This window comes from Xenorhabdus taiwanensis (genome assembly GCF_036512875.1).
In the GTDB taxonomy this organism is placed as follows: Bacteria; Pseudomonadota; Gammaproteobacteria; order Enterobacterales; family Enterobacteriaceae; genus Xenorhabdus; species Xenorhabdus taiwanensis.
Map to the genome: position 1 here is coordinate 463,184 of NZ_AP028978.1, position 19,212 is coordinate 482,395.

General features: G+C 45.6%; 18 protein-coding genes. 12 read left to right on the forward strand and 6 right to left on the reverse strand.

Annotated features, from left to right (window positions below; all coding sequences use genetic code 11):
* Nucleotides 1–15: 15 nt before the first annotated feature.
* The 7 genes from mlaF (at nt 16) to murA (ending at nt 4,861) form a co-directional block, all read left to right on the forward strand.
* On the forward strand, nt 16–819 hold the full coding sequence (gene mlaF, locus ACE1SE_RS01930) for a phospholipid ABC transporter ATP-binding protein MlaF (protein WP_374052416.1): 804 nt from the start codon (nt 16–18) through the stop codon (nt 817–819).
* Between the two features lie 10 nt (nt 820–829).
* Entirely contained in the window at nt 830–1,612 is a 783-nt protein-coding gene (mlaE, locus tag ACE1SE_RS01935; protein WP_374053566.1) for a lipid asymmetry maintenance ABC transporter permease subunit MlaE, read from the forward strand.
* A gap of 4 nt (nt 1,613–1,616) precedes the next feature.
* Nucleotides 1,617–2,129, forward strand: a complete 513-nt coding sequence (mlaD, locus tag ACE1SE_RS01940; RefSeq protein ID WP_374052417.1) for an outer membrane lipid asymmetry maintenance protein MlaD — start codon at nt 1,617–1,619, stop codon at nt 2,127–2,129.
* Between the two features lie 34 nt (nt 2,130–2,163).
* Nucleotides 2,164–2,793 carry a phospholipid-binding protein MlaC gene (mlaC, locus tag ACE1SE_RS01945; RefSeq protein WP_374052418.1) on the forward strand — a complete coding sequence of 210 codons (630 nt, stop codon included), beginning with the start codon at nt 2,164–2,166 and terminating at the stop codon, nt 2,791–2,793.
* Nucleotide 2,794: 1 nt separating this feature from the next.
* Nucleotides 2,795–3,142, forward strand: a complete 348-nt coding sequence (gene mlaB / locus ACE1SE_RS01950; RefSeq protein ID WP_374052419.1) for a lipid asymmetry maintenance protein MlaB — start codon at nt 2,795–2,797, stop codon at nt 3,140–3,142.
* Nucleotides 3,143–3,286: 144 nt separating this feature from the next.
* Nucleotides 3,287–3,541, forward strand: a complete 255-nt coding sequence (gene ibaG / locus ACE1SE_RS01955; protein WP_074020576.1) for a BolA family iron metabolism protein IbaG — start codon at nt 3,287–3,289, stop codon at nt 3,539–3,541.
* A 57-nt stretch (nt 3,542–3,598) separates the two neighbouring features.
* A complete protein-coding gene (gene murA / locus ACE1SE_RS01960) occupies nt 3,599–4,861 on the forward strand; it encodes a UDP-N-acetylglucosamine 1-carboxyvinyltransferase (protein ID WP_374052420.1) in 1,263 nt (420 codons plus the stop codon).
* A 47-nt stretch (nt 4,862–4,908) separates the two neighbouring features.
* Here murA and degS read toward each other — a convergent pair whose 3' ends face one another.
* The 3 genes from degS to zapG all read right to left on the reverse strand — a co-directional run bounded on the left by degS (nt 4,909) and on the right by zapG (nt 8,134).
* The gene (gene degS / locus ACE1SE_RS01965; RefSeq protein ID WP_374052421.1) at nt 4,909–5,970 is read right to left on the reverse strand and encodes an outer membrane-stress sensor serine endopeptidase DegS; all 1,062 of its coding nucleotides are present in this window, start codon (nt 5,968–5,970) and stop codon (nt 4,909–4,911) included.
* 89 nt (nt 5,971–6,059) lie between these two features.
* A complete protein-coding gene (locus ACE1SE_RS01970) occupies nt 6,060–7,436 on the reverse strand; it encodes a Do family serine endopeptidase (protein ID WP_374052422.1) in 1,377 nt (458 codons plus the stop codon).
* 299 nt (nt 7,437–7,735) lie between these two features.
* Nucleotides 7,736–8,134 (reverse strand): Z-ring associated protein ZapG, encoded by a 399-nt coding sequence (gene zapG, locus ACE1SE_RS01975; protein ID WP_374052423.1) that lies wholly within the window; start codon nt 8,132–8,134, stop codon nt 7,736–7,738.
* Nucleotides 8,135–8,484: 350 nt separating this feature from the next.
* On the opposite strand from zapG, the gene zapE reads away from it, so the two are divergent.
* The 5 genes from zapE to sspB all read left to right on the forward strand — a co-directional run bounded on the left by zapE (nt 8,485) and on the right by sspB (nt 12,257).
* Entirely contained in the window at nt 8,485–9,612 is a 1,128-nt protein-coding gene (gene zapE / locus ACE1SE_RS01980) for a cell division protein ZapE (protein ID WP_374052424.1), read from the forward strand.
* 237 nt (nt 9,613–9,849) lie between these two features.
* A complete protein-coding gene (rplM, locus tag ACE1SE_RS01985; protein WP_011148147.1) occupies nt 9,850–10,278 on the forward strand; it encodes a 50S ribosomal protein L13 in 429 nt (142 codons plus the stop codon).
* Between the two features lie 15 nt (nt 10,279–10,293).
* Complete coding sequence (rpsI, locus tag ACE1SE_RS01990; protein ID WP_045959780.1) at nt 10,294–10,686, forward strand: 30S ribosomal protein S9; 393 nt, start codon at nt 10,294–10,296, stop codon at nt 10,684–10,686.
* Between the two features lie 428 nt (nt 10,687–11,114).
* Nucleotides 11,115–11,756 (forward strand): stringent starvation protein SspA, encoded by a 642-nt coding sequence (gene sspA / locus ACE1SE_RS01995; RefSeq protein ID WP_074023381.1) that lies wholly within the window; start codon nt 11,115–11,117, stop codon nt 11,754–11,756.
* A 3-nt stretch (nt 11,757–11,759) separates the two neighbouring features.
* Nucleotides 11,760–12,257, forward strand: coding sequence for a ClpXP protease specificity-enhancing factor (gene sspB / locus ACE1SE_RS02000; protein ID WP_374052425.1), 498 nt, complete (start codon nt 11,760–11,762; stop codon nt 12,255–12,257).
* Between the two features lie 144 nt (nt 12,258–12,401).
* Here the strand turns inward: sspB and ACE1SE_RS02005 are convergent, their stop codons facing one another.
* The 3 genes from ACE1SE_RS02005 to gltB all read right to left on the reverse strand — a co-directional run bounded on the left by ACE1SE_RS02005 (nt 12,402) and on the right by gltB (nt 19,112).
* Nucleotides 12,402–12,785, reverse strand: a complete 384-nt coding sequence (locus tag ACE1SE_RS02005; protein ID WP_374052426.1) for a hypothetical protein — start codon at nt 12,783–12,785, stop codon at nt 12,402–12,404.
* A 440-nt stretch (nt 12,786–13,225) separates the two neighbouring features.
* Nucleotides 13,226–14,644: a glutamate synthase small subunit gene (locus tag ACE1SE_RS02010; protein WP_374052427.1), complete on the reverse strand. Its 1,419-nt coding sequence runs from the start codon at nt 14,642–14,644 to the stop codon at nt 13,226–13,228.
* A gap of 10 nt (nt 14,645–14,654) precedes the next feature.
* A complete protein-coding gene (gene gltB / locus ACE1SE_RS02015) occupies nt 14,655–19,112 on the reverse strand; it encodes a glutamate synthase large subunit (RefSeq protein WP_374052428.1) in 4,458 nt (1,485 codons plus the stop codon).
* Nucleotides 19,113–19,212: the final 100 nt, after the last annotated feature.

Sequence of the window (19,212 nt, forward strand, 5' to 3'; positions counted from 1 at the left end):
TAAGGGCTATCAATAATGAGTCAACAAACAGCAAATCTTATTGAGATTTGTGGAATGCATTTCACCCGAGGCCAACGCCCGATTTTTGCTGATATTAATCTGACCGTTCCGAAAGGAAAAATTACCGCTATTATGGGACCTTCTGGGATAGGAAAAACCACGTTGCTGCGTCTGATCGGGGGACAAATTCGTCCTGAACGTGGTGAAATTTGGTTTGATGGTGATAATATTCCGGCATTGTCCCGCCCACGCCTGTATGCTGCCCGCAAGAAAATGAGTATGTTATTTCAGTCAGGTGCCTTGTTCACTGATCTGAATGTTTTTGACAATGTAGCTTTTCCCCTGCGTGAGCATACCCAACTGCCTGAAGAATTGATTCACACAACCGTGATGATGAAGCTGGAAGCGGTGGGATTGCGTGGTGCTGCGCATTTGATGCCATCGGAACTCTCTGGTGGTATGGCAAGGAGAGCGGCGTTAGCAAGGGCGATTGCACTCGATCCAGACTTAATCATGTTTGATGAACCTTTTGTCGGCCAAGACCCTATCACGATGAGTGTTTTGGTGAAGCTGATCGATGAGCTGAATCATGCGCTTGGTGTTACGTGTGTCGTTGTTTCCCATGATGTGCCTGAAGTACTGAGCATTGCCGATTATGCTTATATTGTGGCTGAGAAGAAAGTGATCGCAGAAGGTACTCCAGATCAACTGAGAATGAATCAAGATCAACGGGTACGGCAGTTTCTTGATGGTATTGCTGATGGACCTGTACCTTTCCGTTTCCCTGCCGGGGATTACAAAACTGAGTTATTAGGATAATGGAATGTTGATGTTAACACGGGCATTAGCAGCAATGGGCCGACGTACGATTGAGGTTACGGCTTCATTCGGTCGTGCGGGCTTTATGCTGTTCAATGCAATCATTGGTAAGCCAGAGCCAGCCAAACAATGGACGCTATTGCGTCAGCAACTGTATAGCATAGGTGTTCAATCTCTTCTGATCATTGTGGTTTCAGGGCTGTTTATTGGCATGGTGTTGGCCTTGCAAGGCTATCTGGTTTTAACCACATTTAGTGCGGAAGGCAGTCTTGGTATGATGGTGGCGTTATCATTACTGCGTGAATTAGGGCCTGTGGTGACTGCACTACTGTTTGCAGGGCGAGCGGGTTCGGCTTTGACCGCAGAAATTGGTTTGATGAAAGCCACTGAACAGATTTCCAGTCTGGAAATGATGGCGGTTGATCCGCTGCGCCGCGTTATTGCCCCGCGTTTTTGGGCGGGTTTTATCAGTATGCCCTTGCTCTCCCTGATCTTTGTCGCTGTGGGGATTTTGGGCGGTGCAATAGTGGGTGTTGACTGGAAAGGCATTGATGGGGGCTTTTTCTGGTCATCGATGCAATCTGCGGTTGAATGGCAAAAAGATTTGCTCAATTGTTTTCTCAAGAGTGTCGTTTTTGCTATTACGGTAACCTGGATTGCACTGTTCAATGGTTATGACGCTATCCCAACATCGGAAGGGATCAGCAGGGCGACGACGCGCACGGTAGTTCATGCGTCGTTGGCGGTATTAGGTTTGGATTTTGTGCTGACAGCACTGATGTTTGGGAACTAAATCGATGCAAAGCAAGAAAAATGAAATTTGGGTGGGGGCTTTTGTCTTGATTGCGTTGGCGGCAATCATTTTTTTATGCCTCAAAGTTGCAGATATCCGATCTTTCGGCAACCAGCCAACTTATCGTGTATATGCCGCATTTGACAATATTGGTGGCTTGAAAATACGTTCACCGGTGAAAGTTGGCGGAGTCGTGATTGGCCGTGTGGAGAAGATCTGGTTGGATCACAAAACTTATACGCCACAAGTTGAATTGGATATTTTCACGCAATACGACAATATTCCAAATACCAGTTCGCTTTCTATCCGAACTTCAGGGTTACTGGGAGAGCAATATATTGCTCTCAATATCGGGTTTGATGACCCTGATTTAGGCACTGCCATGTTGAAAGATGGCGATCGTATTGAAGATACCAAGCCTGCGATGGTACTTGAAGATTTGATTGGTCAGTTCTTGTATAAGAGTAGTGGCGGAAGTCAGGGAAAATCCGCGTTGGCACCTGAACAAGCACACTAAGTTAGCAATCCACTGCTTAGGAGAAATAACACTTATGTTTAAGCGATTACTTATGATTGCGTTGCTGGTGGTTGCGCCATTGGCCAGCGCTACAGATCAAACCAACCCCTATGCATTGATGAAAGATGCAGCGGCAAAAACGTTTAGCCGTTTGAAGAACGAACAATCGCAGATTCAGGCCAATCCAGAAGTCTTGCGTCAGGTTGTGCGTCAAGAATTACTGCCTTATGTGCAGATAAAATATGCAGGCGCACTGGTTCTGGGGCCTTACTATAAACAAGCGACACCAGAGCAGCGTGATGTTTATTTCAAGGCGTTTGAATCTTATCTGGAGCAGGCATATGGGCAGGCCCTGGCGATGTATCATGGACAAGCTTATCAGATTGCACCAGAACAGCCGTTGGGTGATAAGACGATAATAGCCATTCGTGTCACGATTACCGATTCTAATGGGCAGCCGCCAGTTCGTTTAGATTTCCAGTGGCGTAAAAACAGTAAGACAGGTTATTGGCAGGCCTACGACATGATCGCAGAAGGTGTCAGCATGATCACGACCAAGCAGAACGAATGGGCGGATATCCTGCGTCAGAAAGGTATTGATGGCCTGACTGAACAATTGGCTATCAGTGCGAAAACCCCGATCACTTTAGAAAAGAAAAAGTGATATGGAAAAAGCGACTTTTTATAACGATATGATGATTAACGAAAACGTTAATCAGGGAACTGTGAGCTGGGAAAAAGCTGGTAATACGTTATTTCTGCAAGGCACATTGGATCGTGATAGTTTGCTGCCTCTCTGGCAACAAAAAGAGTACGTTCTGGAGGACATTGACAACATTGATGTCTCTCAACTAAGCCGTGTGGATTCTACGGGGTTGGCCCTGTTTGTCCAATTAAAGGGAGAATGCCAGAAACGTGGCAAGAGCCTGACCTTTTCAGGTGCAGGGGAACGCTTGAGCACGTTGGTAGCGTTATATGGCCTGCAAGCTCTTTTGGACGATCATCAAGCCTAAGGTGTAATTCCTTTTTTTGATAATCAGCGCCCTTGTAAGCTATTAACTTACAGGGGCGTTTTTCTTGGTTTAAGAGTTGCCTGTATTCCATGTAGGATAGGCATCTACTATTATTATTTTCTAACGATGAGTGTGAGCAGATTTATGGATACGAATGAAATCAAAAAAGTGCTGATGGAAAAATTGGCACTTGATGAAGTTATTGTCAGCGGTGATGGCAGCCACTTTCAGGTTATTGCCGTTGGCGCATTTTTTGATGGCCTGAGCCGGGTTAAACAACAGCAGGCTGTTTATGCTCCTTTGATGGAGTACATCGCTGATAACCGCATTCACGCGTTGTCAATCAAAGCCTATACACCTGCACAATGGCAGCGTGACCGTAAGCTTCAGGGACTTTGAAGCTGTTTGCCTCGCCGCGAACAGCACACTTTGAATTAAATAAGAGAATCATGACAGATGGATAAATTTCGTGTGAAAGGGCCAGCCTGCCTGTCGGGAGAGGTGACCATTTCCGGGGCAAAAAATGCCGCCTTACCAATTATGTTTGCAGCGTTACTGGCAGAAGAACCGGTTGAATTACAGAACGTTCCTGAATTGAGAGATATTGATACCACGATCAAATTGCTTAATCGTTTAGGAACGAAAGTGGAGCGCAATGGTTCTGTTTTTATTGATGCCAGTGAAGTCAATGAATATTGTGCTCCTTATGAACTGGTTAAGACAATGCGAGCATCCATCTGGGCATTGGGACCGTTGGTGGCGCGTTTCGGTCAGGGGCAGGTTTCTTTGCCAGGCGGCTGCGCTATTGGGGCGCGCCCTGTTGATCTCCATATTTCTGGTCTGGAGCAGCTTGGTGCGAAAATCATGCTGGATGAGGGATATGTCAGAGCCACAGTGGATGGCCGTTTGAAAGGTGCCAGCATTGTTATGGATAAAGTCAGTGTTGGAGCAACGGTTACGATCATGACTGCGGCAACATTGGCAGAAGGGACAACCACCATTGAAAACGCTGCACGTGAGCCTGAAATTGAAGATACAGCTAATTTTCTCAATATGCTGGGAGCCAACATCAAAGGTGCAGGCACCGATCGCATTGTGATTGAGGGCGTTGAGCGTTTAGGTGGTGGTGTTCATCGTATACTGCCTGATCGTATCGAAACTGGCACCTTCCTGGTTGCTGCGGCAGTTTCACGCGGTAAAGTGGTTTGTCGTCATGCGAAACCTGATACTTTAGATGCTGTTTTAGCCAAGCTGCGTGAAGCAGGGGCGGATATCAAAGTGGGAGAGGACTGGGTTAGCCTTGATATGCATGGTCAGCGGCCGAAAGCAGTGACATTTCGTACGGCACCCCATCCGGGCTTTCCAACTGATATGCAGGCGCAATTTAGCCTATTGAATATGGTCGCGGATGGCGCAGGTATGATCACCGAAACCATTTTTGAAAATCGCTTCATGCATATCCCTGAGTTGATTCGTATGGGCGCACGGGCTGAAATTGAGAGCAATACCGTGCTGTGTCATGGTGTTGAAAAGCTATCTGGTGCTCAGGTCATGGCGACTGATTTGCGTGCTTCTGCAAGTTTGGTCTTGGCTGGCTGTATTGCCGAAGGAACGACAGTCGTAGACCGTATTTATCATATTGACCGTGGTTACGAGCATATTGAAGATAAGCTTCGTGGTCTTGGGGCAAATATTGAGCGCATTAAGACGACTGGCTAAACGGAACTAGATAATCTTTCCTCGCCCGATAGGGCGGGGATCAGTCACTAGCCATCAAATTCATCGATTGTGACGTTAAGTGTGAGGGAAGTTCCATCGCGTAGCACAGTGACAGGAATAACACTGCCAGGACGAATTTCCGCGACTTTATCCATCGTCTCCACAGGTGAGATGGCTGGCTGGTGATTAACGCTGGTAATGATATCTCCCACTTTGATCCCCGCTTTTTCAGCAGGACCATTGGGTGCGATTTGGAAAACGCGCAATCCTTGAATTTGATTGATATTACTGCCTGATGAGCGAATATAGGGTAACTCTCTGGCGGTGATGCCTATATATCCCCTGATAACGCGGCCATCACGGATCAATTTCTGCATAATGGCGGTAGCCAGTTTTGTTGGAATAGCAAATCCCAGCCCTTCCGGTGTTGAACCAAACTCAGACTTATCGAACGTCAACGTATTGATACCAACTAATTCTCCTAGCGTATTGACCAAAGCGCCACCAGAGTTGCCTTGGTTAATTGACGCATCTGTTTGCAGGAAATTCTGGCGACGCGTTGGACTAAGGCCGACGCGCCCGGTTGCACTGATAATGCCTTGTGTGATGGTTTGTCCCAAATTGTACGGATTGCCGATAGCCAATACGATATCCCCTACGTGAGCCACACGTTTAGGATTAATTGGGATCACAGGCAGGTTTGTGGCGTTGATTTTTAAAACTGCCAGATCCGTTGGGCCATCTGATCCGACTAACAGTGCTTCATAAAAGCGCCCATCTTGCAAGGCGACAATAATGGAAGCTGCCTTATTGATAACATGCCGATTGGTGAGTATATAGCCTTGTTCACTCATAATGACACCGGAACCCAAAGGAAGAAGTTCCCGGCTTTCATGGGAAAAACTGCCCATGCTGCTGCTGTAAATATTGACTACCGCAGGAGCAGCCCGACGGACAGCTTTGGTGAAACTGGATACTGTATCGCTGCTGTTGTTGTTATCGCTCAGGAAATGCTTTAAGCCGCTGGGGCGCAGGGACGGGATAGCGACCAGCAAAATAGCGGCAATCAATAAGCCTATGAGTATAGAGCGCAATAACTTGATCAGCATGACATTATTCAGAGTAGTAATTGATTGAAAGAAGAATAGCATAGAAGTGGACAGACACAGTATTATACTGCGTCTGTCGTGGTTATAGATTAATTACGCAATAAGAGATAAACATTATCGTCACCACGTAAGACGTTCAAGGCGATAATGGTCGGCTTCTCCTCAGTAATCTTGCGTAAGTCGCTGATATTTCGCACACGCACATTATTGGCACCCACAATCAGGTCATCCTTCTGCAAACCCGATATTGCAGCAGGTGAGTTCGGAGTAATCGAATCCACTTTGATGCCTTGGGTATTTTTTATAACGGCATTACTCAGGGTTGCGCCTTGCAGGGCAATACTCAAGTTTTCTGCTTTCGTTGGCTCTCCATCACTGTTATCCAGTGTAACGGTGACTTCAAGTGGCTTCCCTTTGCGCAGCAGACCAATTGTGACTTCTTTGCCTGGCACTGTTGTACCAACCTTCGCACGTAATTCAGCAAAGCTGTTAATTTTTTTACCATCAAAGGAAGTTAGTACATCCCCAGGTTTGATACCCGCTTTAGCCGCCGCCGATTTGGGCAGAACTTCGCTGACAAATGTCCCTTGTTGTGCTTCAACATTGAGTGCCTTGGCGATGTCGGCCGTCATCTCGGTGCCTTTGATACCAAGTATGCCGCGTTTGATTTCTCCATGAGAAATAAGCTGGGCGGAAAGAACCTTAGCCATATTACTTGGGATGGCAAAACCGATACCGACGTTACCACCGCTTGGTGCGAGGATGGCGGTATTAATACCGATCAGTTCTCCTTTCAGATTAATTAATGCACCACCAGAGTTACCGCGGTTAATAGGGGCATCGGTCTGGATAAAGTTTTCCAAACCTTCCAAATTCAGGCCGCTGCGGCCAAGAGCAGAAATGATCCCAGATGTGACGGTTTGCCCCAGGCCAAATGGGTTACCGATAGCTATAGCATAATCTCCGACACGCAGTTGGTCGGAGTCAGCGAACTTGATGGCAGTCAGGTTTTTGGCATCTTTTAATTGCAAAAGAGCAATGTCGGTTTGTGGATCACGTCCAAGGAGTTTTGCTGAGTATTCACGGCCATCATTTAATTGAACGCGTATTTTATTTGCATTATTAATGACATGACTGTTGGTCAACACATAACCTTTATTGGCATCAATAATTACCCCAGAACCTAACCCCGTGAATGGACGTTTTCTTGGTTCTTGCGGAGGAAATGCAGGCCCGAAGAAGAACTGGAAATCGTCAGGTAACTGGAGCTGTTGGCTTTGTACTTCTGTACCTGAAACATGAACAGTGACAACAGAAGGCAGCACTTTTTCCAGCATGGGAGCAAGACTGGGTGATTCTTGAGTGGTCACAGCAGGTAGGGCTGCATTACTTACCATTGGAACAGAAGCTAAAGATAGTCCGATACTAATAGCGAGTGCGCTGAGCAATGTATTTTTTCTTTTCATGAATACGTTCTCTTAATACCTAAGCCAGAAAAGGAAATTGTGCTTAACAGACCTATCCTGTCAAGGCTTTGCTACCTTGAAAATCACTTATTCCTGGAAGTTGGATAGGTTTTAAGCATCATTGTTTCAATGCTGTTATGACTCTCAATTATTCAGCAAAGTTCACTAATAAAGTCGTTTCAATGCGTTTCTTTACAGGTATTTACGTGAATCGAAAATAAAAAACAAAATCTTTCCATTGGATGAAGGGCATAAAAGGGAGCCGTGGTCGCTATTATTACCACGGCAAAGTGTATTAATTATTTATCTTGGAGCGGACGGAGCAGGCCAGATGCACCTTCAGAATAATCCCGTGGAGGCGTGTTAGCAGTCACTTTATTTGTCTCAGTTTCGGATTCGCTCAGACGATAATTGAAAGGATTATCCTGTACTGGCATGTTGGGCATCAGTTCATTGGAACTTTTCGCCATGTGCTGATACAACTGACGGTAATCGCGTGCCATATTGTCAAGTAATTCAGCACTGCGGGCGAAATGGCTGACCAGCTCTTTGCGGTATTCTTCCAATTCAACCCGATTTTTCTCCAATTCAGCTTGTAGGGCATTTTGTTGGCGTAGCTTTGAGCTACCAAAGCGGACAGCCAGCGCGCCGACGATAAAACCGATAATTAATCCGATCAGGGTATATTCCCAAGTCATGGTAACTCCTTTAGTAACATCGTTATTTTGCAATATTGTTTCTGCAATGTTCTTAGAGCCTTATCCCATTAGGCAGTTCTGTTTACAAGGATATACAACTATTGGGATAGGTTCTTGGTTCATAACGACCACTATAACCGTTAACTTAGTCAGAGTGGAATATTGATTATTAATTAATTCATTTATCTGTAATCTAATATATTAATTTTATACAGATTTACCAAAGCATGTAGGTAAAAATTCTTATCCTAAAGCATATATCTCAATTCACATCAATGGGAATTGGCATAGTTTTTATTGGTAAATTACGATACGTACTGAGAATAAAAACTTTAAGGATTGTTATTTTCATGTCACCGATTACACCTTCATCTCTCTATCAATCAGCACTGTCTGATGGTCAGTATCAACCTGACGAAGTACAGCGCAAGACGGTTGAACGTCTTGATCTTATTCATCGCGCTCTCATCAATGCTCAACCGCGCCATACTCCGCAAATCAGTGGACTGAAAAGTATATTAGGCAAATTGTTTGGTCGGTCATCCACTGAACAATGTCAGCCTGTTCAGGGACTTTATATGTGGGGAGGGGTCGGGCGTGGCAAAACATGGCTGATGGATATGTTTTACCAGAGTTTACCTACTGAGCGAAAGCTGCGTCTCCATTTTCACCGTTTCATGTTACGGGTACATGAAGAGTTAACAACGTTACAAGGCCATGAAGACCCTTTGGAGATAATTGCTGATGGTTTCAAGGCACAGACGGATATACTCTGTTTTGATGAGTTTTTTGTGTCTGATATTACAGATGCTATGCTCCTCGGCACCTTGCTGGAAGCCTTATTTGTACGAGGAATTGCCTTGGTAGCAACATCCAATATCCCGCCTGATGAGTTATACCGAAATGGATTGCAGCGCGCACGATTTCTGCCAGCCATTGAGCAGATCAAAAAATATTGCGATGTCATGAATGTCGATGCCGGTATCGACTATCGCCTACGGACACTGACACAGGCTCATCTCTATTTGACGCCATTGTCAGAGGAGAATCGACAGGAGATGCGTCATATGTTTCTGCGTCTGGCCGGACGAGAAGGGGAGCCGAATCCAATCCTGGAGATCAATCATCGCGAAATGCCTGTCATCAGTAGTGTTGATGGGGTGTTGGCAATCCATTTCAAGACATTGTGTGAAGATCCGCGCAGTCAGATGGACTATATTGCTTTGTCGAAGCTTTATCATTCTGTTTTGTTACACGATATGCCGATTATGACAACATTGAATGAAAGTGCTGCGCGGCGCTTTATCGCCTTGGTGGATGAATTCTATGAGCGTCAGGTGAAACTGATCATTAATGCTGACGCACCAATGGAACAGATTTATCAGGGGGAGTTGTTGACGTTTGAATATCAACGTTGTCTGTCTCGCTTGCAGGAAATGCAAAGTAAGGAATACCTGAAACTGCCACATTTGCCCTGATTTCTTTGTCTGTTGGGATAATTATTGAATTTGGGGTCGATTTTTTATGATGAGTTCTCTATAATCTTGCGACCCCACGTTACAGCAGGATTTTTTATTTCCCAAAAAACTTGCATTAGTGCCGGCATAGGCTATTCGAAGGGGTAGGTTTGCTGGACATGAGTCGTGTGAACCTCAAAAACAGTTTCTGAACATCGAGTGTTCACCAACGTGTAACTTATAATTGGGTAAGCTTTAATGAAAACTTTTACAGCTAAACCAGAAACCGTAAAACGCGACTGGTATGTTGTTGACGCAGATGGCAAAACTTTGGGCCGTCTTGCAACTGAAGTAGCTCGTCGCCTGCGCGGCAAGCACAAAGCGGAATACACTCCGCACGTTGATACTGGTGATTACATCATTATTGTTAACGCAGAAAAAGTTGCTGTAACCGGCAACAAACGTTCTGACAAAATTTATTATCACCACACTGGCCACATCGGTGGTATCAAGCAAGCGACCTTTGAAGAGATGATTGCCCGCCGTCCTGAGCGTGTCATTGAAATCGCGGTTAAAGGCATGCTGCCAAAAGGGCCACTGGGTCGTGCAATGTACCGTAAACTGAAAGTTTACGCGGGCAGCGAGCACAACCACGCGGCACAGCAACCACAAGTTCTGGACATTTAATCGGGATTATAGGCAATGGCTGAAAATCAATACTACGGCACTGGTCGCCGCAAAAGCTCTTCCGCTCGTGTCTTCATTAAGCCAGGTAGCGGTAACATCGTAATCAACCAACGCAGCCTCGAAGTTTACTTCGGTCGTGAAACTGCACGCATGGTTGTTCGTCAGCCACTTGAGCTGGTTGATATGCTGAACAAACTGGATCTGTACATCACTGTTAAAGGTGGTGGTATTTCTGGTCAGGCAGGCGCAATCCGTCACGGTATCACCCGTGCACTGATGGCTTATGACGAGACTCTGCGTTCTGAACTTCGCAAAGCTGGCTTCGTTACTCGCGATGCTCGTGAAGTTGAACGTAAAAAAGTGGGTCTGCGCAAAGCACGTCGTCGTCCACAGTTCTCCAAGCGTTAATTTATTGCCACAACTGTGGCAGTGGGTTAAAGTTAAAAGCCCGTCATTTTTATGGCGGGTTTTTTATTCCTTCAGATTTTTCACTCTTCGATAATTCGCTATTTTTAGCAAAAAAATAGCATTTTTGAGAAATTAATTCCCAGACTCTAATATTTCATCATTAATTCTCGATGTACTTCCCCACAAAATGTGCAAAATCTGGTAAACTAGTAACAATTTTTTGCCTTATCCATGAGTTTGCCCGATTTGGCAGAGGTAAAATATATTCCAAGAGATTTTCTTGTTACAGTCGATAAAGCCGTCACCAGAAAATAAAAGGGAATAACCTCGGATAATAAGTGCGAAACAGGATGAGAATATGAGCGAGAATAGCCGCTGTTCATTGAAGGGCTGTTCGTTCCTTTTTTTAGATAAACTTGGAGGTTTTCATGGCTGTCGCTGCCAACAAACGTTCGGTAATGACTCTGTTTTCCGGCCCGACCGACATTTTTAGCCATCAAGTGAGAATTGTGCTGGCGGAAAAAGGGGTCAGCGTAGAGATTGAACACGTTGAAGCGGGTAATTTGCCTCAGGATTTGATTGATTTGAATCCTTATCAATCTGTTCCTACTCTCGTGGATCGTGAGCTGACCCTGTATGATTCTCGCATCATTATGGAATATCTGGATGAGCGTTTCCCTCATCCACCACTCATGCCTGTGTATCCTGTCGCACGAGGTTCCAGCCGTCTGATGATGCATAGAATTGAAAAAGACTGGTATTCCCTGATGTACAAAATTCAGGAAGGAAGTGTCCAGGAAGCGAATGCTGCACGTAAACAGCTTGCTGAAGAATTGCTGGCAATTGGGCCAATTTTCAGAGAAATGCCTTTCTTCATGAGTGAAGAGTTCAGCTTGGTGGATTGTTATTTATCTCCACTACTGTGGCGTTTGCCTGTCTTGGGGGTTGAGTTATCAGGACCCGGTGCCAAAGATTTGCAAGTCTATATGCAGCGTGTATTTGAACGTGACGCATTTTTGGCTTCGTTGACAGAAGCGGAACGTGAAATGCGTTTACAATCACGGAGTTAATATATGGAGATGACTCAAATGTCTCCACGCCGCCCCTATCTATTGCGGGCACATTATGAATGGCTGCTGGATAATGACATGACCCCGCATATTGTTGTGGATGTTAACTTTTATGGTGTTAACGTCCCGATGGAATATGCACAAAATGGGCAAATTATTTTGAATATCTCGCCGAGAGCGGTTGGCAATTTGCAATTGACGAACGATGAAGTGAGGTTCAATGCCCGATTTGGTGGTGTTGGTCGTCAGGTGACTGTTCCAATGGCGGCTGTGATTGCGGTTTATGCCCGTGAAAATGGCGCAGGAATGATGTTTGAGCCAGAATTTGCCTATGACGCGGATAATACCGAGCCAGAAGAAGCGGATATGCCAGCAGCGGATAATCTAGTGCTTATCCATAAGAGTAAGCATGATAGAAAAGTTTCTCACGATGATGATTCGCCAGATGATGAACCCCCTCAACCGCCAAAAGGCCGCCCAACCTTGCGCGTCGTGAAATAATTGTTCAAAGATCATACTCAATAGATTTCAAGTCGCAGTAGTCAGTAAGGCCGCAACCTGAAAGGTGAAGGGTTTCGTTAAGATGAAAATAGAGGAGACGTTGATCTCCTTTATTTTTAGCTATCTTAATGCTGCACCATTTCGCTACATATAAGTACTATGCACTTTCTCAAATTGCCATATACAGGTTTCGATATCATATTGGTTTACTCCCCTACTCGATTTTTCCGCCGCTCTTAAGCTCTCTATCATTTTCTTGGCAAATGCTCTTTGTTGGCTGAGTCCTCTGATAGTTGGAGGCATATTGCAGATATCAGTGAATGAGAGGGTACGATGTGATTTTGCCAGTGACAATACCTCTACGGGATTTTTAGTTAAAGCAACTGATAAGGCATCAGTAATTTGCCGGGAAAATTCTGGATGGATATTAGGGGATAGCTTAAAGGCAACTTGCAGCCATTGTTTATCACCGGTCGCAATATTCTGGATAATTTTGTCCTGTTTATTTTCTGCGTTTATCTCTGCCACAACAGAATTTACTCCTCTTGCTTGTATTTGCTGCATAATTTCGGCAGGAGTAGAAAATTTAGCCAGTGAGGGCAAGCTTGTTAAGGATATAAAAAAGAAGCAGAGTATCTGAGGAAGTAAGCGCATATATTTCTACCTGTTATTATCACTTTAATGGTCTTTTATTTCATTTCTATTTAATCAGTTTTGCTAAGCAATTTTCTTGTCGAAAAAAATAAATCTTATTGCTGTATTACGGTATTGCACTATTGCTGTATTGCTATAATAAGCAGGAAATTAAATCGATATATTTAACTTTAGGATATAAGAGTAGTCGCATAAATCCAAAAAATACAACTAATCTGTGAGTAAAAGAAAATAAAGAAATGGTAAGATTTTTATTTTGTAAAAGCGTCTCCGACTAGAAGGTCGGAGACGCTATTAGAAAAAAGAATGAAATATTAAATTTCGAGATAATCGAGGATACCGAAAGCGGCTTTTCTACCTTCATCAATGGCGGTCACTACCAAGTCAGAACCACGTACAGCGTCCCCGCCTGCGAATATTTTAGGATTACTGGTTTGGAAAGGTAGTTCACTGGATTCAGGCGCTATAATACGACCTTTTTGATCGATCTTGACTTGATGTCCATCCAGCCAGCCCATGGTGTGAGGCTTGAAACCAAATGCCATGATCACCGCATCGGCTTCTAGCAAAAATTCGGAACCTTGAATAATCTCAGCCTGACGACGGCCTTTTTCATCTATGGCACTCAGTTGTGTTTTCACCACCTTGACCCCACACACCTGTCCTGCACCATTAATTTCAATGCTAATGGGTTGCAGGTTAAAACGAAACTCTACACCTTCTTCTTTCGCATTTTTTACTTCACGACGGGAGCCGGGCATATTTTCTTCATTTCGCCGATAGGCACAGATAACATGGGCTGCACCTTGGCGAATCGATGTACGGACGCAGTCCATTGCTGTATCACCGCCGCCCAGTACTACAACACGTTTACCCTTCATATCAACATAAGGTTGTTCAGGCAGAGAAGGGTAACCCATCAAATGACGGGTATTGGCGATTAAGAAAGGCAAGGCATCATATACTCCATCAGCGTTTTCGTTCTCCAGCCCACCACGGATGGATTGATAGGTACCCACCCCAAGAAATACGGTATCAAATTCTTTGGTGAGTTCAGACAGAGTGATGTCCCGGCCTATCTCTGTGTTTAGACGGAACTCAATACCCATCCCGGAAAATATTTCACGGCGGCGAATTATTACCTCTTTTTCTAGTTTAAAAGCGGGAATACCAAATGTGAGCAAACCACCAATTTCAGGATGGCGGTCGTAGACCACCACTTGTACGCCATTACGCGTCAGGACATCTGCACAGGCTAATCCTGCTGGCCCTGCCCCAACCACGGCGACACGTTTACCGGTTGGGATGACATGCGACATATCCGGTTTCCAGCCCATCGCAATAGCCGTGTCATTAATATAGCGTTCAATGTTGCCGATAGTGACAGCACCGAAGTCGTCATTCAGAGTACAGGCGCCTTCACACAGGCGATCTTGCGGACAGACCCGACCACAGACTTCTGGCAAGCTGTTGGTCTGGTGTGATAGTTCCGCTGCTTCGATGATGCGTCCTTCATTGGCGAGTTTCAGCCAATTTGGAATGTAGTTATGTACCGGACATTTCCATTCACAGTATGGATTACCACAAGAGAGACAGCGATCTGCTTGTGCTTGTGCCTGAATTTCAGAAAATGGTTCATAAATCTCAACAAATTCTATTTTTCTGATTTTCAATAATTTCTTGGGTGGATCGACACGTTGTAAGTCGATAAATTGATAAACATTCTGACTCATTATTAACTCCTTACTGTGCTTGAACCCGCAATTCGGCAGAAGAACGGCTACGGTGCCCCAACAACGCACTAACATCACTGGATTTAGGTTTAACCAGAGCAAACTTATTGACCCACTGAGACCAATTTTCCAATAGACTTTCACCGTGTTGAGAGTTTGTCAGACGGACATGTTCGGTGATTAATCCCCGCAGATGTTCTTTATGAATGGCAAGGGTGTCTATTGAGAGAACTTCTACCAGTTCTGGATTGACGCGTTTGCGGAAATCATCAAATTCATCAAGGATGTAAGCAAATCCACCTGTCATACCTGCACCGAAATTTACGCCAGTGCTGCCCAGAACGCAGACGATCCCGCCAGTCATGTATTCACAGCCATTGTCGCCGATCCCTTCAATAACGGTGATGGCACCTGAATTACGTACTGCGAAGCGTTCACCGGCATGTCCGGCAGCAAAGAGTTTCCCGCCTGTTGCACCATAAAGGCAGGTATTGCCGATAATAGTGGCTGCATTACTTTTAAATGCTGAACCAACAGGAGGAAGAATAGTAATACAGCCGCCAGCCATACCCTTACCGACATAATCATTGGCATCGCCAATTAAAGTCAGTTCGACGCCGGCAGCATTCCAGACGCCAAAACTTTGTCCGGCCGTTCCATTGAAATACAGTTTGATCGGATCGGCAGCCCGCCCTTGATCACCATACCGAGCCGCAATCTCACCGGAGAGGGAAGCGCCAACAGAGCGATCGGTATTTTGGATATCAAAATAGAACGTCTTGCTTTGTGCGTTTTCTACATAAGGCATAGCTTGGGCGACGATTGCTTTATTCAGCGTACCTTGGTCAAAAGGAGGATTACCTTCTGTGCAATGCAACGCTTTGCCGGTGTGAGGTTCTACGGTTTCCAGTAATGGTTCGAGATTGAGCTTGCTTTGCCTGGCAGAAATTCCCTCAAGTATTTCCAGCAAGTCTGTTCGACCAATCAAATCGATAAGTTTTTTCACCCCTAATTGCGCCATCAGTTCACGTGTTTCCTGCGCAATAAAGCGGAAATAGTTAATGACTCTTTCTGGCAGACCGTGATAATGAGATTGGCGGAGTTTTTCATCTTGTGTAGCGACACCAGTGGCACAGTTATTTAAGTGACAGATACGCAAATATTTACAGCCGAGAGCAACCATTGGGCCAGTACCAAAACCGAAACTTTCTGCGCCTAAAATCGCCGCTTTGATGATATCCATTCCTGTTTTCAAACCACCATCAACCTGAAGACGGATTTTATGGCGTAATCCATTAGCAACCAGCGCTTGCTGAGTTTCCACTAATCCTAATTCCCACGGACAACCCGCGTATTTGACCGAAGAGAGCGGGCTGGCACCTGTTCCGCCATCATAACCGGCAATAGTGATCAGGTCGGCATAGGCTTTGGCGACACCTGTAGCAATGGTTCCCACGCCAGGTTCTGAAACCAGTTTGACGGAGATCAGTGCCTGCGGATTCACCTGCTTAAGATCGAAAATCAATTGGGCCAGATCTTCGATTGAATAAATATCGTGATGTGGTGGTGGAGAAATCAGGGTAACGCCCGGGACGGAGTAGCGCAATTTGGCAATATAAGGCGTTACCTTATCTCCTGGCAATTGACCGCCTTCCCCTGGTTTTGCCCCTTGGGCAACTTTTATCTGGATCACATCGGCACTGGCTAAGTACGCTGGTGTGACCCCAAATCTGCCTGAGGCAACTTGCTTGATACGGGAAACTTTCTTAGTACGATAACGAGCGGGATCTTCGCCACCTTCTCCAGAATTAGAAAACCCTCCTAATGTATTCATCGCCTCTGCCAGCGCTTCATGGGCCTCTGGACTGAGTGCGCCAATTGACATGGCTGCGGTATCAAAACGTTTGAATAATTCTTCTGCGGGTTCAACATCTGCAATATTGATGGGATCACCTTTAGGTACAAGGGCAAGCAGATCTCGCAAGGTAGTGATAGGGCGCCCATTGACCAGTTCGGAATATTTCAGGTAATCACTGTAGTTGCCACTGTGAACAGCGGTCTGCAATGTTTTGACGACATCAGGGTTATAAGCGTGATACTCCCCATTATGGACATATTTTAGCATTCCTCCTTGATCGATAGAGTGGCGATGCAACCATGCCCGTTTGGCAAGATTACGCAGATCTTGTTCAAAATCGCTGAAGTCTGCTCCCCCAATACGGCTGACAACACCATTGAAGCAGATATCTGTCACATCCAGGTGTAAACCAACGGCTTCGAACAACTTCGAGCAGCGATAAGAGGAAATGGTGGAGATGCCCATTTTGGACATAATCTTATACAGCCCTTTATTAATGCCATTGCGATAATTCAGCATCACGCGGGCATATGGCGCATTGATTGTGCCATCATCCACCATTTTTCCTAGTGATTCATAGGCCAGGTAAGGGTAAACAGCGGTAGCGCCAAAACCCATCAATACCGCAAAATGATGCGGATCACGCGCACTGGCGGTTTCTACAATCAAGTTGGTATCGCAGCGCAGGTTTTTCTCAACCAGACAGTGCTGGATCGCACCGACAGCCATTGGCGCTGGGATGGGGACTCTTTCTGGTGCAATATTGCGATCGGAGAGTACCAACAATACTGAACCATTGCGGGCGAGTTCCTCTGCCCTTTCACATAAAGCTAAGACAGCCTGTTTCAGGGTGATTTCCTGGGGATTGAAGGTCAAATCCAGTGTATCAGCGCGATAATAGGATTCCTGCCGCGTTGTTAGTTGTACGAAATCAGAATAGAGCAGAACTGGCGATTGAAAGCACAACCGATGAGCCTGCCCTTCCGCTTCACAAAAGACATTCATTTCTCGCCCAATGCGGGTAGCCAGAGACATCACATGAGCTTCACGTAATGGATCGATGGGAGGATTAGTGACTTGGGCGAATTGCTGACGAAAATAGTCGTAGATAATGCGCGGGCGGCTGGAAAGCACAGCAAATGGTGTGTCATCGCCCATTGAACCAGTCGCTTCTTGAGCATTTTCGCCGAGAGGACGGATAACTTGATCCAGTTCCTCATTACTGTAGGCAAACTGCTTGTGATAAGTTGCCAGCAGGCGATCATCTAACTCTCGCTGCCCGACCTGTGCTTCCGGCAACTCTTCAAACGGAATCAAACGCTTGACGTTTTTTTCCAACCATTCTTTATAAGGGTGGCGGCTTTTCAGGTCGTTGTCAGTTTCCGCTGAGTGGAGAATACGCCCTTCATAGGTATCGATAACCATTAACTCACCTGGCCCGACACGACCTTTCTCGACGACTTCATCGGGTTGATAATCCCAAATACCGACTTCAGAAGCACAGGTAATCAGCTTATCTTTGGTAATCACATAACGGGCAGGGCGCAAGCCATTACGATCTAGATTACAGGCGGCATAACGCCCATCAGAAATAACGATGCCGGCCGGCCCATCCCAAGGTTCCATGTGCATGGAATTAAAATCGAAAAAAGCCCGCAGATCATCATCCATATCAGGGTTATTCTGCCATGCCGGCGGAACGAGCAAACGCATTGCGCGGATTAAATCCATACCACCATTGAGAAACAGTTCCAGCATATTGTCCAGTGAACTGGAATCGGAACCGGTTTCATTAACAAAAGGTGCAGCAGTATGTAAGTCTGGGATCAGTGGCGTGCGGAACTTATAGGCTCGTGCTTTCGCCCATTCACGGTTTCCCGTAATGGTATTGATTTCTCCATTGTGAGCCAGATAGCGAAAGGGTTGTGCCAGCGGCCAACGGGGAATGGTATTGGTTGAGAAGCGCTGATGGAATAAACAGATGGCAGATTCCATGCGCAGATCAGCCAAATCGGGGTAGAAACGTGGTAAATCCGCAGCCATACACAATCCTTTATAAATCGTGACCAGATTGGACAGGCTGCAAATATAAAAGTCATTGTCGGTAATACGTTTTTCTATACGGCGTCGGGAAACGAACAAGCGGCGTTCCAGATCTTGCGCTCGCCATCCGGCAGGTGCATTGATAAAAACTTGCTCAATGCGAGGAAGGCTTGAAAGGGCAATATCACCTAAGATATCGCGATTGATAGGAACTTCCCGCCAACCTACAATAGATAGGGTTTCGTGTTGTAACTCCTGTTCAATAATATCACGGCATAATTGGGCAATTTGGGCATCCTGACTTAGGAACATCATGCCGACGGCATAATTTTTAGCGAGCCGCCATGACTGCTCACTGGCAATCATTTGAAAGAAACGGTCTGGTTTTTGCATTAACAAGCCACAGCCATCACCCGTTTTTCCATCTGCCAGAATTGCACCTCGGTGCTGCATCCGAGCCAGTGCATGTATGGCTGTGCGCACCACCTTGTGGCTCGGCTCTCCTTCAATATGTGCAATTAATCCAAAGCCACAGTTATCTTTTTCCTGCAATTTGTCATACAACATTGTAAAGCTCCCCAAGTTCTGTCCGACTCTCACATCACTCGCGAGAGGGTATCGATATATATTTTTTCTACAGGCGTCTAATTTGCGCCCTCAGTAAAAC